The 15927-nt window shown below is 30.0% G+C and carries 17 protein-coding genes; all 17 read right to left on the bottom strand.

All coding sequences use genetic code 11. The features are described from left to right. Positions 1 to 241 precede the first annotated feature (241 nt). The 17 genes from BM053_RS12040 to BM053_RS11955 all read right to left on the bottom strand — a co-directional run bounded on the left by BM053_RS12040 (position 242) and on the right by BM053_RS11955 (position 15798). Positions 242 to 562, bottom strand: coding sequence for a hypothetical protein (locus tag BM053_RS12040; RefSeq protein ID WP_091477742.1), 321 nt, complete (start codon positions 560 to 562; stop codon positions 242 to 244). A gap of 176 nt (positions 563 to 738) precedes the next feature. Further along, a complete protein-coding gene (locus tag BM053_RS12030; protein ID WP_091477738.1) occupies positions 739 to 1479 on the bottom strand; it encodes a DUF6794 domain-containing protein in 741 nt (246 codons plus the stop codon). A gap of 627 nt (positions 1480 to 2106) precedes the next feature. Then, a complete protein-coding gene (locus BM053_RS12025) occupies positions 2107 to 3468 on the bottom strand; it encodes a TIR domain-containing protein (protein WP_091477736.1) in 1362 nt (453 codons plus the stop codon). 150 nt (positions 3469 to 3618) lie between these two features. Continuing rightward, positions 3619 to 4215, bottom strand: coding sequence for a hypothetical protein (locus tag BM053_RS12020; protein WP_091477734.1), 597 nt, complete (start codon positions 4213 to 4215; stop codon positions 3619 to 3621). A 191-nt stretch (positions 4216 to 4406) separates the two neighbouring features. Then, positions 4407 to 5105, bottom strand: coding sequence for a hypothetical protein (locus BM053_RS12015; RefSeq protein WP_143076492.1), 699 nt, complete (start codon positions 5103 to 5105; stop codon positions 4407 to 4409). Between the two features lie 141 nt (positions 5106 to 5246). After that, a complete protein-coding gene (locus BM053_RS12010; protein ID WP_091477730.1) occupies positions 5247 to 5858 on the bottom strand; it encodes a hypothetical protein in 612 nt (203 codons plus the stop codon). 296 nt (positions 5859 to 6154) lie between these two features. Further along, the gene (locus tag BM053_RS12005; protein ID WP_091477728.1) at positions 6155 to 6604 is read right to left on the bottom strand and encodes a hypothetical protein; all 450 of its coding nucleotides are present in this window, start codon (positions 6602 to 6604) and stop codon (positions 6155 to 6157) included. Positions 6605 to 6766: 162 nt separating this feature from the next. After that, a complete protein-coding gene (locus tag BM053_RS12000) occupies positions 6767 to 7507 on the bottom strand; it encodes a hypothetical protein (protein WP_143076491.1) in 741 nt (246 codons plus the stop codon). A gap of 288 nt (positions 7508 to 7795) precedes the next feature. Next, a complete protein-coding gene (locus tag BM053_RS11995; RefSeq protein WP_091477724.1) occupies positions 7796 to 8590 on the bottom strand; it encodes a DUF5677 domain-containing protein in 795 nt (264 codons plus the stop codon). Between the two features lie 257 nt (positions 8591 to 8847). Beyond that, positions 8848 to 9198 (bottom strand): hypothetical protein, encoded by a 351-nt coding sequence (locus BM053_RS11990; protein WP_074662214.1) that lies wholly within the window; start codon positions 9196 to 9198, stop codon positions 8848 to 8850. 143 nt (positions 9199 to 9341) lie between these two features. After that, positions 9342 to 9950, bottom strand: coding sequence for a hypothetical protein (locus tag BM053_RS11985; RefSeq protein WP_091477722.1), 609 nt, complete (start codon positions 9948 to 9950; stop codon positions 9342 to 9344). A 185-nt stretch (positions 9951 to 10135) separates the two neighbouring features. Further along, entirely contained in the window at positions 10136 to 11047 is a 912-nt protein-coding gene (locus BM053_RS11980; protein WP_091477720.1) for a hypothetical protein, read from the bottom strand. A gap of 175 nt (positions 11048 to 11222) precedes the next feature. Continuing rightward, positions 11223 to 11786 carry a suppressor of fused domain protein gene (locus BM053_RS11975; RefSeq protein WP_143076490.1) on the bottom strand — a complete coding sequence of 188 codons (564 nt, stop codon included), beginning with the start codon at positions 11784 to 11786 and terminating at the stop codon, positions 11223 to 11225. 173 nt (positions 11787 to 11959) lie between these two features. Beyond that, the gene (locus BM053_RS11970; protein WP_143076489.1) at positions 11960 to 12514 is read right to left on the bottom strand and encodes a hypothetical protein; all 555 of its coding nucleotides are present in this window, start codon (positions 12512 to 12514) and stop codon (positions 11960 to 11962) included. A 194-nt stretch (positions 12515 to 12708) separates the two neighbouring features. Then, positions 12709 to 13266, bottom strand: coding sequence for a hypothetical protein (locus tag BM053_RS11965; protein WP_091477714.1), 558 nt, complete (start codon positions 13264 to 13266; stop codon positions 12709 to 12711). 161 nt (positions 13267 to 13427) lie between these two features. Next, the gene (locus tag BM053_RS11960) at positions 13428 to 15086 is read right to left on the bottom strand and encodes a HEAT repeat domain-containing protein (RefSeq protein WP_143076488.1); all 1659 of its coding nucleotides are present in this window, start codon (positions 15084 to 15086) and stop codon (positions 13428 to 13430) included. Positions 15087 to 15264: 178 nt separating this feature from the next. Further along, positions 15265 to 15798 (bottom strand): hypothetical protein, encoded by a 534-nt coding sequence (locus BM053_RS11955; RefSeq protein ID WP_091477711.1) that lies wholly within the window; start codon positions 15796 to 15798, stop codon positions 15265 to 15267. Positions 15799 to 15927: the final 129 nt, after the last annotated feature.

The following is a 15927-nucleotide window of genomic DNA, read 5'->3' as shown; positions in this document are numbered from 1 at the left end:
TTTAAGTTTCTGAATCTAGGTTTTATGAGCAATTGAATTGTTGCTAAATATCTGATTTTAACCGAAATGCTCTTTTTTCAACTCCCGCATAACGTTCCGCGGCTTGGCGCAGTAGCGGCTGCGTGGAACGGTTATTTTCTTATTAATTTAGATTTTCCAGCGGAAAATCGAACGTTGTTTTTTATTGTAAATTTAGCTATTGAGCCAAACCGCTGTTATAAGCTGGCCTTGTTTTCTATTTTTAAACTCCCGATATCGATAACCAATTATTTAGCAAAGTAACATAATGTTGCGTTTTGTTCGTTGCTTCTCCATCTTCAGTTAAAGTTGAAACTTCAAGGTCAAGAAACACATCTCTGATTTCATCTAATTCGTCATCTGATAAATCAATTTTGTAATAGCTTGTTGATTTATCATCCTTATGATTATGCAATCCAGGTTTTGGGATTTCATTATATTTTAGAATATTTTCAAGCTTTTCCACAATTTTATTTTCCCCAATATTGGTTAGCTCATTTATTGCCTCAATAATTGAAATGTGATTAATTGTATTTGTGCTCATATTTTCTATATTTTATGCTCAATTTTGGAGGCTTGCTTATAACGTTCCGGCGCTTGGCGAGGTTGCGAACTTCGGAACCGATTATTTTCTGTTAAAGATAAAATTTCTTGCGAGAAATAAACGTGAATTTACTACAAAATTCGCAATCTTGCCAAACGCTTGTTGTGCGTTCGTGATTATTTTTTATTAAACTTTTCCCATTCATCATTTCTATTGTTCAGCCAATCGTGATAATATTCTAAAATCATTGCAGACATAGAATCAGGATGATTTACTTTTCGCGCTAAAAAATATTTTTGCAATCTTGATCCACCCCATAATCCCCAATTATTTCTTAACCAAAGCCCAATTCCGTGATGGTATACGATAGTTTCATTTTTATTCGGTAATTCTTTTATTGATTTAATATCTTCTTTAGAAAGCAAAGAATCTAAGGTAATAAAACAATCTTTTATGTCCTTTGGAATATAAATACCATTAATTGAATCTTGCTTTGTTCTTTTTAAATATTCTTCTTTTTCTTGTCTCTGCTTGAGTTTATACTTTTCAATTTGTTGCTCAAGATTGATTGGTTTATCATTTAAAAATCGATGATAAGAAATCAGTATGGTTTCATAAATCTCATAAGAACCATATAAACCTTTTTTGTTGAAGTATTTTGTTAATCTTGAACCGTCATAAATTTTCCATGCATGAAAAAAATCAGCTCTATTTATAAACTCTTCATGAAAATAAATACTGTCTTCTGGAAATGTTTTAACTATATTAATCTCCTTTTCAGTTAGAGTTTCAGTTAATATTGGAAAGCATTTTTCAAGTTTATTAGGAATACTAATATCATAAATGTCTCTTTTAGATTTTTGTCCAAAAGTTAAAAAATGAAATGATGTTATTATGAATAAAAAAAGTGATTTCATTGATTTCGTTTGTTTATCATGACGCACAACGTTCTGGCACTACAGCGGGTTTGGGACTAAATTAAGCCTATTCTTCGGATTTGCCAAATCATCCCAAATACAAGACCATCTTTCCATTAAACCCAATGCCCAAATCCGTTGTAGTGGCTGTTATGGTGTGTAGCTTGACGATGTTGAGCACGAACGAATTGACATTCCAATTATCGATTCCAATTGCGGAAGTTTTTCTGCTTTTCGATTTCCGTTCCAAATAGTTTCCGTTTTTGAACTTCAAACTTCAGTTAAATCTCAAAAAAAATCGACAAAAAAATTCCGCTTTCGGTTTTCCATAAAGCAGTTCACGTTTCTTTGTCCGCAACAATTAAGTCTCAGTTTTCGCTTCGAATTTCGGTTCCGATTTCGGCCGGCTCGGTTTCTGCTTCGTTATGTATTTTTCGAACTAAAGTTTCTGATTAAAATCGACTGTTGATCGTCAACAGATATACACCATAACGTCTTGGCACTACAGCGGGTTTGGGACTAAATTAAGCCCATTCTTCGGATTTGCCAAATCATCCCAAATACAAAACCATTTTTCCATTAAGCCAATTGCCCAAATCCGTTGTAGTGGCTGTTAGTGGTAGCCTTTTATTTTCCAATTTCTAATAATATCTGTGGTATTTCTTTAAAATCATTAATCCAAATAACATTAAATCCTAAATTATTAGCATCTTGTTCTTCAATACTTTCTAAAACAGGAATAACTTTTTTATCCACAATTTTTATTTTTTCGTTTTCAGGATATAATTCTTCAATTTTATATCGCTTTTTTATAATGTAATGGTTTTTTTCTGCTTTGCCATTTTTTCGAATAGATACATCCAATAATCGTCTCATATTTGGATCAGTCAAACTAATTCCAATAAATAAACAAGTACTATTATTTAGATGGTTTAATTGAACCAAATTACCCCAACTAAAAGCATCTATGAATTGAGAATGATATGCGTCTTCACTAAATACTATCTCATTTTTATTATTTAATACTTTTCTTCTTGGTAGAAATCCGTGCGGATGATAAATAGGAATTTCGACATCTTTAAACCTTTCTCCTTCAGAGAATATACTTTTATGGTCAATTTTGTCTTTGGTTAACTTTTCTTCTATTAAGTCATCAAAATTGAAAGTTATTATTGCTTTAAGTGGTTTTCTATTTCTTTTTTGTCGGCTTAATTCTGAAATTGAGTCAACTGTTTTACTTAAATCATTACACTCCTTATACAAAGTATCCCTAACTGTTGAAGTAAATTTTTTGCCTAATAATGTTTTTAAATATTGTGCAAGAATTAAAGGCGAAACGTTAATTCTTTTTTGAAATAAATTGGCAAGTCTAGTGTCAATATCTGGAATGTCGTGATTTCCATCATAAACAGCTTTGAGTAGTGATTTTAGAAGTGTATTCCAAGTTGGTATTCCGGCATCATAAGAAATTCCGGCACCACAAAATAATGTTAAGTTCCCATTGTCATATTCTTCCTGTAAATTTTTTATTTGAAATTCGTAAGAATGTGGTTCAAACTTATCAATTGCTCGGTCGGTTTCTTGATAATTTTTAGTTGAATTTGAATTTAAAGCATTCAAAAGTTTCTGGTAAGAATCATCAAATGAATATCTAAAGTCTAAAAACAATCGATTGGATAATGAATATGGAATTTCACAGTCTTCGATTAAAATTGGTAAAATAATATTTTGATTTTTTGAAATCTCATTTAAACGTGTTGCCGATAACTCAAAATTTACCCATTTTGAATTCACACTACTTTTTGAAAGAACAATAATAAAATAGTCTATTTTACTAATTGTATAATTTATTTTCTCTGCAATATTATCTCCAATAGCTAATTCTTTATCATCTATCCAAGTTTGAATTCCGTCTTCATTTAGTTTTGAAGCAAGGAATCTTACGAATTTCTTATCTTGAGTACTGTGACTAATAAAGACTTTGGCCATATTTAATTTTGTTTATCTCAATTTTTGGTTTAAGGTTACCACTAACGTCTTGGCGCTTGGCGTGGTTGGGGAATAAAGATGCGAGATTTTTCGGTTAAACACAAATTTTCCAAATACAAAACCATCTTTCAATTGAGCCTAAAACCCCAATCACGCCAAACGGCTGTTAGCGGTAGACTTTTTCTCAATTGATTTCATTTGAAAAAGAGCGTCAATAATTTCTTTGAAAAGATTTAGCATTGATTTCAATCTTTCTATATCTTCAATTTTTCCATCCTCATAAAACGACAATTCAAATTCTTTTTCAGGAAGTTTTTCCTCCCAAATACCTTTTTGGTCTGATATTTCTATATGAACATTTTTTTGGATTTCAATTAGGCTTCTAATTTTCGGATTTTGGAGTAGAGTTTTTATTTTAAGTTCATTGTTGGCTTTTATTATAAATTCTTTGTCAAAATCTTCACGTCCAATTTTCACATCTTGCCCACCAAACAATTTTTCAATTCGACTTATTAAACTACTATTATAAATTTTAAACCTAAAATTATCTACAGAATTAAAGGAGACAATTATTCTTGTCATTTTTGTACTATGCTTACCTGACCATAAAGTGTAATTATCAAAAATGATTTTCAAATCTTTATAATCGATTTCAGTTTTCGCAGAGTGCCAAGAAAATTCTTCAATAAATTTTCCATTTGTTTCTTTTGCAAATTCTTCCCAAATATTAAATTCTTTATTACTCATTTATGTAATTTCACTTTTGTTGATTTCTCCTATGTTCTGGGAAGTTTACCGCTAACGTTCTGGTGCTACAGCGGGTTTGGGACTAAATTAAGTCCATTATTCGGATTTGCCAAAACATCGCAAGTACAAAACCATTTTTCCATTAAGCCTATTGCCCAAATCCGTTGTAGTAGCTGTTGGCAGACGTATTTCTACGAAATCCAAGTTTTCTCCATTTTTATTATTTTCCACTTACCCTTTACTTTTTTGATAAAAACGGTACGTCCATATCCACATTCTCTGCCACAAGTAAATCCAACTTCAAGAATTCCATTTTCGTTTTGTGAGTCAAATTTTATTCCCGAAACCCTTAATATTCCCGAAAAATTAAATTTATATTCTCTCTCAAAAATATTTTTTCTATCAAATTCGTTTACGTTTTTTAGTTTGAATTTACCATTCAATTTTATGTTTTTGTAATTTAGAAGGTATTCATTTGTTTTATTAACTATCAATTTTTTCAAAGTATCTTTTGGAAAATCTTTAGTCACAATTAGTTCATATTCTTTTTCGTAGGGAGAAATTTTCGGGTCAAAAGCTATAATGATTTTTGAAGTGTCTTTTTCTATTTCTGCAATATCTTTTTTCCAATTTTTCAATCTTTGAATTTCTTCCGCTGTTGCTTTTGTCGAATCAATTTTTACATATCGACCTTCTTTGTCAAAAATCATTTTCCCATATGGTGGTGGAGCATTTGATAATATTCTAATATCAACACAAGTTGAGTCTATGATGCTTGGCAAAATTTCCGTCAAAACTTGTTTATTAAATTCAATATCATAATCGTTCTTTTTACAATTTGCAAAAAGAATGATTAAGAAGATAAATGTTGTTTTTTGTAGTTTCATCATAATATGTCTGCCAACGTCCCGCCGGCTTTATGGTGGTTGCGTAAATTTATGACAAAAGATAGCAAGTACAAGAAAAAATTTTAGAAAATTCGGAGAATTTTCCAAACACATACCAAGCGTAGCAATCCCATAAAACCGCTGTTAGTGGCTAGTAGCTTTTATGTTATAGATTTTTTTAAAGTCTTCTATTTCGTTACGTTTCAATTTCAAAATTTTTATCAAATGATTAAAATCCATTTTTTCAAGAGAATAGTAACCAATTAGAATTTCGTCAATTTTGCGTATATCCTGCTCGTAATAAATTTCAAACATACACAAAACTTTACGTTTGTCTTTTAGAGTTAATGTAAGGTGATTATCGACACCGTTTGAAAGATTGGAGTCAAACCCTCTTGAACTTCCAGTTCCTTTACCATAAAAATCAGTGTTAACAATGCTAATTTTTTCGATTTCGTCAATACTGTATTGCTCTTGGTCAATAATTATAGAATCCAATTTAAACTCCAAAAGGCCAACTAATTTTCCATTTAACTTTTCAGGTTTTGCAATTTTTGAGAATTTATAAAGTGTTCCGCCAATATAAAACGCAAGTCCAATTACAGCAATATATTTATAGATTGAATCTTCGATTGGATTTTCAAAATTTTTATTGATTTGAAAAGCAACAAATAAAATTGCAAATATTAATAATGCAATTTTATTTATAGTCCAATTGAACTTATTTGATTTTATAAATATGTTGAATCTTTCCAAAGTTTAAATTTTATGCGGTTTTAGCGCTATTGCCACTAACGATAGGGGGATTTGCGAAGGGATTTGCTTTTGCAAATCTCTGGTTGGAGGAAGTCCGTTTTCGGGCTTTCCGACGCAAATCCCCCTATCGTTGGAGGAAAGCCGAAGGATTTTCTCCAACGTTCTGGTACTACAGCGGGTTTGGGACTAAATTAAGCCCATTCTTCGGATTTGCCAAATTATCCCAAATACAAAACCAACTTTCCATTAAGCCAATTGCCCAAATCCGTTGTAGTAACTGTTACCAGCTGTATTTTCTACAATTTTATTATCGTTTCAATTTTTTCTTTTTCAATATCAAAAACTAAAGTTTTCGTTTTGTGTATCGGACTGTCATAACCATAAATAATTGTTTTGTCAAAAGAATGAAAATCAAGTACATTGAAAGTTTTTGAATATATTTTTAGCTCTTTTGTTTTTAAATTGACTATGCCAATTTGTTGAACAGTTCCTTTCCAAAATTTTCTAGTCCATATTGGAATTGCTAATAATAGTCCACTTGTTTCCCAAGCTGGCGGTCCGCCACACCAATCGTGGATTTCTATTTTCAGATTATTAGTCATTTTAATAAAACACTTTCCGCCAAGTGGAGCACCCATCGCTATTTCGTTTAATTCGGAATAAACAATTTTATATAAACTGTTTGCAGAAACAAATGTTTTGTCAGTGTTATCAAAGTTCCAAGGATTTGGATATGTTTCAATCATTTAGCAGGTTCTTTTAATATAGCTGGTAACGTTCTGGCACTACAGCGGGTTTGGGACTAAATTAAGCCTATTCTTCGGATTTGCCAAATCATCCCAAATACAAAACCATTTTTCCATTAAGCCAAATGCCCAAATCCGTTGTAGTGGCTGTTATGTGCTGCCCTAATTCCCGTCTTCATTATAAATATTGAATTTGTCAAAGGAAATAATTCCAAAATCTTTTGAAGTTTCCATTTTGTCAACATCGAGGACTAATGCCTCTGCATCAGGGTCATCGCTTTCGTTTAATTTGTAACTTATATAATGGTCTTTATAAAGAAACCAATTTTTCTTTAATCGGTCATATTTAAACGTTATCACTTGCTCCCAATGTTGTCCACCTGCAATTCCGTGCTCAATTGAAAAGTAACCATTTTTAATTGTTGTTCCTGTAAATGGGTCTCCAAAAACTCCACCACAGTCAATACAATAAGCAGCATTATCATTTCTATATATGAGTTTGTATGAATTGTTAGGTTGCCCTAATAATAACAATAAAGGTCGTTTGTCTGGTTTGTCTTCACCGTAATTTGAAGTTGTTTCTTCAGTATTTTTTCTAAGAACTAATATTTTGTCGGTTAAACCGTCAAGATTAGCGTCTCCAGATGATATATTAATTGCAGAATAATTTTTCGGAATAAAAGGTTTCAAAACTTCAGGAATTGAATCAATATTTTCATTGAAAGTTTCGTGTTTTCTTGTCTCGTTTGCCTCGCTTGTGTCTATTGCCGAACTGGTTGATTTTCTTTTGTCGTCAATTTTGGAAGCTAAAGTATCTTTTGTTTGTTCAACGTTTTTATTGTTTGTTTTCTGTCCACACGAAACCAAAATCAACAAAAAAACCAAAGCTAAAAGTTTATTCATATTTATCTGTTGTTTAAAAGGGTTGCACATAACGATAGGGGGATTTGCGAAGGGATTTGCTTTTGCAAATCTCTGGTTGGAGGAAGTCCGTTTTCGGGCTTTCCGACGCAAATCCCCCTATCGTTGGAGGAAAGCCGAAGGATTTTCTCCAACGTTCTCGCGCTACAGCGGGTTTGGGACTAAATTAAGCCCTATTTTCGGATTTGCCAAATCATCACAAATACAAAACCAACTTTCCATTAAGCCAATTGCCCAAATCCGTTGTAGCGTGTGTTAGCAGTAGTGCATTTAATTTGGATGTTCTGTATTTTTATAATATTGAGATAGATTATTTGTATCAATAATCTTTAAATTATAACGATTTTGAAAATGTTTAAAACAATTCAAAATTGTAAAATATGAATATGAAATTATTTCTGCAAATTCTGTGTATGTAGAATCTTTTTCAGGGTCAATCATCTGCTCTTCTTCAAAAGCTGTATTTGAATAATGAACAAAATCAGAAAGTTTGCGCCATATAAAATATGCTCTTCTTAAAGAGTGCGAATATTTTTCATCTTTGAGTTCACGTATAATTTGTCCAGTATTTTTGAAAGTTTTAAACTTAAAATTTTCTTTATCAGAAAAATGCTGTTGTCTTTTAGGCGAATTTTTCATTTTTTCTTTTACTTGCGCCATTAAAGCATATGTTGGGTAAAAAGGATAATTGCCACCCAACGTTTCCTCGTTGAGAATTGCTAAATCATATATTTTTTTATAATTTTTATCCAATGCGTCCGCATTAAAATTAACAATTACTTCTTCACTATTGGGTTGATTTACAATATAACTTATATGTAGAAAGTCATCAATCAAACATCTCAACAGAATAAATTCAGATGTGTGATAACCGTGATTTTTATTAAGCATCAGAGAAGCTAAATCATTATTAATTGTCATCTGACGTAATATCATTCCAACATATGTACTATCAAGTTCATCATTTGGATCAAGGTTTAATTTCTCAATTTGAGCAAAATTTTCATTTCCGAATTGAACAATTCTTTTATGCAGTTCTATAATATTATTTCTAGTAAAATCCATATTAATTTAGGTTATTGAATTCTCCGTTCGGTTTTTGCATTACTGCTAACGTTCTGGCACTACAGCGGGTTTGGGATTAAATTAAGCTCTATTTTCGGATTTGCCAAATATTCCAAATAAAAGACCATTTTTCCATTAAGCCAATTGCCCAAATCCGTTGTAGTGGCTGTTATGCGTTCGGTTTTTTATTTAGTTACAAAGTAGTTCCAATTCTCCAAGTTTTGCTTTTTCAATGATGCTAGAATATTTAAATTATATTAAATTCCAAAAAAATAATTGAAATAACTTTTATTCGGTTCTTTAATTATTTCTTTTCCAATTTCAACATATTCTCCATTTGAGTTTTTTCTCATTACTATTATTTCGCTAATACTTTTTCGAACTACATCACCAACTTTTATCTCTAATCCTTCACAATCACTATCATAAAAATATTTGTCATTTTCATAATATATTTTGCTCCCTCGTCCTTCTGTTATTTTTAGAATTTCTCCACTAAAAGTACTTCTGCTAAATTCTTTGCTTTTTTCGTAATACTCTGTTTTGGAGTTATAAACCATAAAACAGAAAATTGAAATTACTATTATTGCAGGAATTATTTTTCTCATTACATTTTCATTTTTTCTTTTAGGTTTCTGTCGCTCTAAACTGACGCATAACGTTCTCGCGCTACAAGCAGTTTTGGACTAAATTAAGCCCATTCTTCGGATTTGCCAAATCATCCAAATACAAAACCAATTTCAAATTCAGCCTAATCCCCAAATTGCTTGTAGCGTGTGTTGGCGGTAGACTTTTTCTCAATTGATTTCATTTGAAAAAGAGCGTCAATAATTTCTTTGAAAAGATTTAGCATCGATTTCAATCTTTCTATATCTTCAATTTTTCCATCCTCATAAAACGACAATTCAAATTCTTTTTCAGGAAGTTTTTCCTCCCAAATACCTTTTTGGTCTGATATTTCTATATGAACTTTTTTTTGGCTTTCTATTAAGTTTCTAATTTTCTGATTTTGGAGTAACGTTTTTATTTTAAGTTCATTGTTCGCTTTGATTATAAACTTTTCGTCAAAATCTTCACGCCCAATTTTCACATCTTGTCCGCCAAATAATTTTTCAATTCTACTTATTAAACCACTATTGTAAATTTTAAATCTAAAATTATCTACAGAATTAAAGGGGACAATTATTCTTGTCATTATTGTACTGTATTTGCCTGACCACAAAGTGTAATTGTCAAAAATGATTTTCAAATCTTTATAATCGATTTCAGTTTTCGCTGAGTGCCAAGAAAATTCTTCAATGAATTTACCATTTGTTTCTTTTGCAAATTCTTCCCAAATATTAAATTCTCTATTGCTCATTTATGAAATTTCAGTTTTGTTGATTTACGTTCAAGGAAGTTTACCGCCAACGTTCCGGCGCTTGGCGAGGTTGCGAACTTCGGAACCGATTATTTTCTATCAAAGATAAAATATCTTGCGAGAAATAAACTTGAATTTACTACAAAATTCGCAATCTTGCCAAACGCCTGTTGTGCGACGTTTTTTTATTTATATAGTTCCTCGACTTTATTCTCAAATTCGGTATTTTTAATTTCTTCGTTTTTTAGTAAACGCAAAATATGTTGAACTCTTTCAGCTTTGTTTTTATAACTCATCAATAATTCTAACTCATCTTTTCGATAAAATTTTGATAAATCGGATTCGAACTCTTCAATATTTTTAGGTTTTCGTATAAATTGGGAAATGAATTCTCCAAATTCAGTATTCCTTATTTTATTTCTTATTTCATTTACTTTTTCATAATCAGATTTGTGAATAATGTGTTGTCTACTCATAAACCATTCGTAAAATTCTTTAATATGTGATTCGTGTGCAATAATTACTTCAAGCAAGTCAAAATCTTCACCTAAAGATTTAATAAATTCTTTTGATTTTGAATTCCACCCTGAAAATTTATTAAGACTTTCAACAGAAATTCTTACGCTAATTTCAAAATCAGGCGCGCCTTGTTGAAAATGTAATCTTGAAGATAAACTCGGCATTGAAAAATGTTGAATATATTGTCTAAAATCCTTAATGAAGTTTGACAAAGGATGGACTTTAAAATGTGTGTCAATTTTTTCTTGATAGTCAGGGAATAAATCATTTTGTCCATAAAGTTCTCGATAATGAATTCGAGTATGGTCAATTAAAGAAAGTGTTGAAGCAATGTAATTATGTAATAACCGAGTAATTTCTTTTTGATATTGGTGTAGTAATTCTCGATTCTTTTGACTCATTAGGTTTAATGAAACTTGAGGATTGTTATGTATTTCAAGATGATGTTTTAATTCACTAAAGTTTGAAACGAAAATCTCTAAAGAAATAGAAAAATGACGAATCTTCTGAACTGTTTTTTGTTCATTAGAATCCCTTAATTCATCCATTAAGTCTACTATAATTTTTCCTATACTCATTCGTCTTTTTAAAATGTTGCACAACGTCTTGGCACTACAGCGGGTTTGGGACTAAATTAAGCCCTATTTTCGGATTTGCCAAATCATCCCAAATACAAGACCATTTTTCCATTAAACCAAATGCCCAAATCCGTTGTAGTGGCTGTTAGCGGTAGGTGTTTTGTATGCAAATGTTTTAGTTTCCCAATAAACATTTCCTTTCAGGATTTAAATAATCAAGTTGTTTGTCTTCAAATAATTGTTCTAATGCGTCAGAACCGTTATTGATTTTATAATCTCTTTCTTTTTCAGTTATTGGAATTAGCCAATAGCAATGATATTCTTGTTCATTATTATCAAAAAGTTCAAGTTCTTCTCCGTCAAGATATGGTAAGGAAATAAAACAATGATCACACTTTGAATTTTCCATCCAGGCTCTTCCAATATTAATTGTATGATTTATGTTTAATGGTAAATTGTTGCGATGATAGGAAGCACAAACTGTTATTAATTCCACTTGTTCTTTGTCTTGAGTTGGTGAAAAAACGAATAATTCAATTAAATTATCATCTTGTCTATCTAATGACATACCAACAGAGCAATAGGTCCAAAAATTGTGACGATGATTTGGTTTAAATTCTAAAACATAAAAATCAGAGTTTAGTTTTTCTTTCGGCCCTTTTTCTAAATTTAATAACTGCCCTGAAATTCCAAAATAGTTTTCATAATGTTGACGAAGTTTAGCTGTATATAAATTCATTTTTTTGAAGATTATTTCGGATTTCTGCGATTTTTTCTGCACTTACCGCTAACGTTCTGGCGCTTGGCGAGGTTGGGGATTAAAGATGCGGGTTTTTTCGGTTAAACACAAATTTTTCAAATACAAAACCAACTTTCCATTAAGCCTAAATCCCCAATCTCGCCAAACGGCTGTTACCTGATGTTTTTTCTTTTCAATTGTGAATATGATTCAAAAACAATTATTGACAAATTAAATAAGAGTAAATAGTATCCAATTTTTATTTGTTCAATATCTTCAAGTATTTTTGCAAAATACAACAATATTAAAGGCATTATTAGTAATGTTATGTTTGAAATACCTAAAATTAAAGTTGTTTTTGGTTTGTTTTTAAATGAATAAATTACTAAAAATAAATTTATAAGAATGGAAATTAAATATGGCAACAAGATCCATTGAGGAGTTTTATAATCATCAATGAATAATTTTCCAATTTGGTAGCAATTCAGTGTTAATTCTTTTTTGAGTTTTACAAAATCGGTAATTGCTTTTTGCTTTTTTAAAGTTAATTCTTCGAAAGTTAAATTGTATTCTTTTCCATTAAGTTCAGTTTTAGGATAGCTTTTTACTTCTTCCCATAATGGACTATTTTTCAGTATTTTATTTTCAGAAATATTTTTGTCAGAACAAGTTTGAAAAAAGGGAAGGAATAGAATCAATAAACTAATTATTGAGAGTTTCTTTAGCATATCGGTTTATTAACTTTGGTTATTTGGTTATTTTCTGTTTTCAAAATATCAGGTAACGTTCCGCGGCTTGGCGCAGTAGCGGCTGCGTGGAACGATTATTTTCTTGCTAATATAAGATTTTCCAGCGGAAAATCGAACGTTGTTTTTTACGAAAAAGTAGCTATTGTGCCAAACCGCTGTTAGCAGTAGTATTTTTATTCATATGCTAACTCAAATGTTACAAATTCATTTTTGTTTTTCAAAGGAATAACTCCAAAATAGAAATAATCGACTATATATCCCATTTCTTGATAAAGTTCAGTTACTTTTTCAGATGTGTTTGGGAAATAATCAATATCAATAATAGTAAAACTATCGTCAATTCTGTATTTTTTCAGATAGTCGTCCAATACTTTTATGGAGAATTTGAAATCAATATAAAAGTCATCTGTTGGTTCAAATTCATCTTCTTTAAATCTATCGATAAAACTTTTTTCTATAAATGTGATTACTGATTCTTTTTTTAATTTGAAGTCATTTTTATTTAGTTTTTTTACATTAAATGCAAAAGGTAAGAAATTCGTTTCATCAATCTTTTTTTCTTTTTTAGTGTTCGCAATATATTCATCTAAAAAATAGTCTGAATTTGCGAAATCCAAAGTAAATTGTCTCAAATCATCTATCGTATCATTCTCTAGGATTTTGAAATGATTAATCAAAATATAGTGAAAATCAATTCCTTCAATAACCTGTTCTGTTTTTTCAAGTTTCATTCGCGATAATATTACTGCTAACGTTCCGGCGCTTGGCGAGGTTTGGGACTAAATTAAGATTTGTTTTTCGGTTAAGCATTAATTATTCAAATACAAAACTAACTTTAAATTAAGCCTAAAACCCAAATCTTGCCAAACCTGTGTTGTGTGCTGTATTTTATTTAATTCCACTTTTTTAATAATTCACTTGCTAGTTCTTTTACGACATCTTCATCACTATTTAGATATGTTTCAATTTCCAATTTAGCTTTTTCACCTTTAATCATTGCTAACGCTTCCAAATAAGTTCTTGAATTCAAATCACTTTCTTTTCTAGTTTCTTCACAAACTTTAATCAATAAATCGACTGAACTAATATCTTTTAATCTTCCCAATCCTAATGCAACATCGTATCTTATTGAAAAGTCTGATTTCTCATTTTTTAGAATTTTTTTGAAAAGTTCTTTATGCTTTTCTAATGGATAATTTGCCAAATATTCTATTGAGCTTCTTTCCCAATCCAAATCTTCACTACTATTTTTATATATTTTTTCAAATGTACTTTGTTGATTATTTATGTTATTTTCAATAAGTAAATTTACTAAAGCAGTTGTTCTATATTCTTCATCATTTATTAAGCTAGGCAAAAGATCTATTACTTTTTGATTCTTATTTCCTTTTAATGCATCAGCACTCCAATATCTTATAGAAGAGTTTTTATGTTTTAAAAAGCCAATTAAAATATTTGTACTTTCAATATCATTTCTACTTTTTAATGCTCTAACTAATTCTTCAATTATTTTTTCGTTTCTGCTTTCTTTTAAGGTATTTTGGATATTCGGCAATAGTTCTTCAGAATAAATCAATCGATTATTTGGAACTGAAAAATAATAATCGCCAGAAACCTTTTTTGTTTTTAATAATTCTAACCAAAACTTTAAATTTTCAATTTTCTTTGATTCAAAAAAACAATCTAATAAATCATCTGAAATACTATCTTTTTGAGTTGTTAATGATTTTAGATATTCAGTATCACCATTTGTTGGGCTGTTAGCTAAAGCTTGTAAAGCAATTTTTCTTGTTTTATCATTGTCTAGGAAAGGTTTAAACGTTTCTAATAGATTACCAATTTGAAGTTCTTTTACTGTATAAATTGCATATCCTTTTATATTCATATCCCAATTTTTAACAGCATCTAAAACAATTTTCTCTGTTTCAGGATTTTTTCCGGTTTGTGATAATATTTGAATGGCTAAAATTTTAGCTTTTAGGTTTTCACTATTATATCTTTTGTATGCTGTTTCCTGTAAAGAATTTTTGTCTAGGTTTATAAATAATGGTAACATATGAGCATCACCAAAGTCTTCATTTTCTACTAAAAAATCAAACATTTCTGTTGTATGTTTAGTCTTTAAATTCAGTAATGACATTCCACACCAAACCAAATTTCCTTTTTCTTTTTCTGATTTTAGTTTGTTCAGTAGTTGTTCTTCTTTTGTCAAATCATTAGAAGCGCCAATAATTAAATATGAAAATAAACGTTGAAATGAATTTTCGGAATTCAACATTTTATCAATGTTGTCAATATATAAATTATCATTTTTAAAATTACTTAAAGGAAAGTTTGTTAAAGTTTCTCCTTTTAAATTTGATGTTAATTGTGTAATATCACTTTGCGGAGTTAAAAGGTGTGGATATTTTGAAAATAAATCATTTAGATTTTTTTCATTAAATGTTTTGTCTAAAGACAATTTAAAATCAACTTTAAAATTTGTTATATCTTGACATTGAACCTTTGTAAAAAAAGTTAAAAGAATAATTGTAATAAGTTTTATTTTCATTTCTATTTTTTTCGTCATTTCGGAGAATATAGCACACAACGTTCTGGCACTACAGCGGGTTTGGGACTAAATTAAGCCCATTCTTCGGATTTGCCAAATATTCCAAATACAAGACCAACTTTCCATTAAGCCTATTGCCCAAATCCGTTGTAGTGGCTGTTAGTGGCTGGACTTATTTCTAAATTATTCTCCTGTTTTCATTAATTGCTTCTTTATATTTTTCTGAATTGAATTCAGCTATTTCACTAGCAAGTTTAACTATATAGGGTTTTCCTTTTTCTGTAAAATTTTGGTTTTGTGAAATGCTTAATTTTATTTCTCTGCATATATCAGCAATTCCTCCAACATAAACCCATAAAAAGTAATCATCTTTTTGTTTTGAAAATGACCAATTCCATTCATCCCAATATATTAATTCATTTTTTTCTTTTAGAATATTACTCGTCTTTATAATTTCAATAATATTATTTTCTTTTCCGGATAAATTAACTAGAAACATTTCTGAATTGGGTTCAAATAAGGAATCTTTTATTTTTTGCAATTCATTTTCTACTAATTTATATTCAACTCTTAGATACTCAATTAATTCAACGGTATTCTCAAATGAAAGACTTGATTTGTAATAAAACAATTTGCTCTGCCATATTTTCCAATCAGCAGAAATTTTTGAAATTAACATTTCATCATTAAAAAATACTATGTCAATTTTCATGTTTTTTTGTACGGATTTTTGGCACTCTTGCCACTAACGTCTTGGCACTACAGCGGGTTTGGGACTAAATTAAGCCCTATTTTCGGATTTGCCAAATCATCCCAAATACAAAACCATCTTTCCATTAAG

The organism is Flavobacterium swingsii (assembly GCF_900111965.1).
Classification (GTDB): domain Bacteria; phylum Bacteroidota; class Bacteroidia; order Flavobacteriales; family Flavobacteriaceae; genus Flavobacterium; species Flavobacterium swingsii.
The sequence above is the reverse complement of the archived record's forward strand: the minus strand, read 5'-3'. Positions and strand labels throughout refer to the sequence as shown.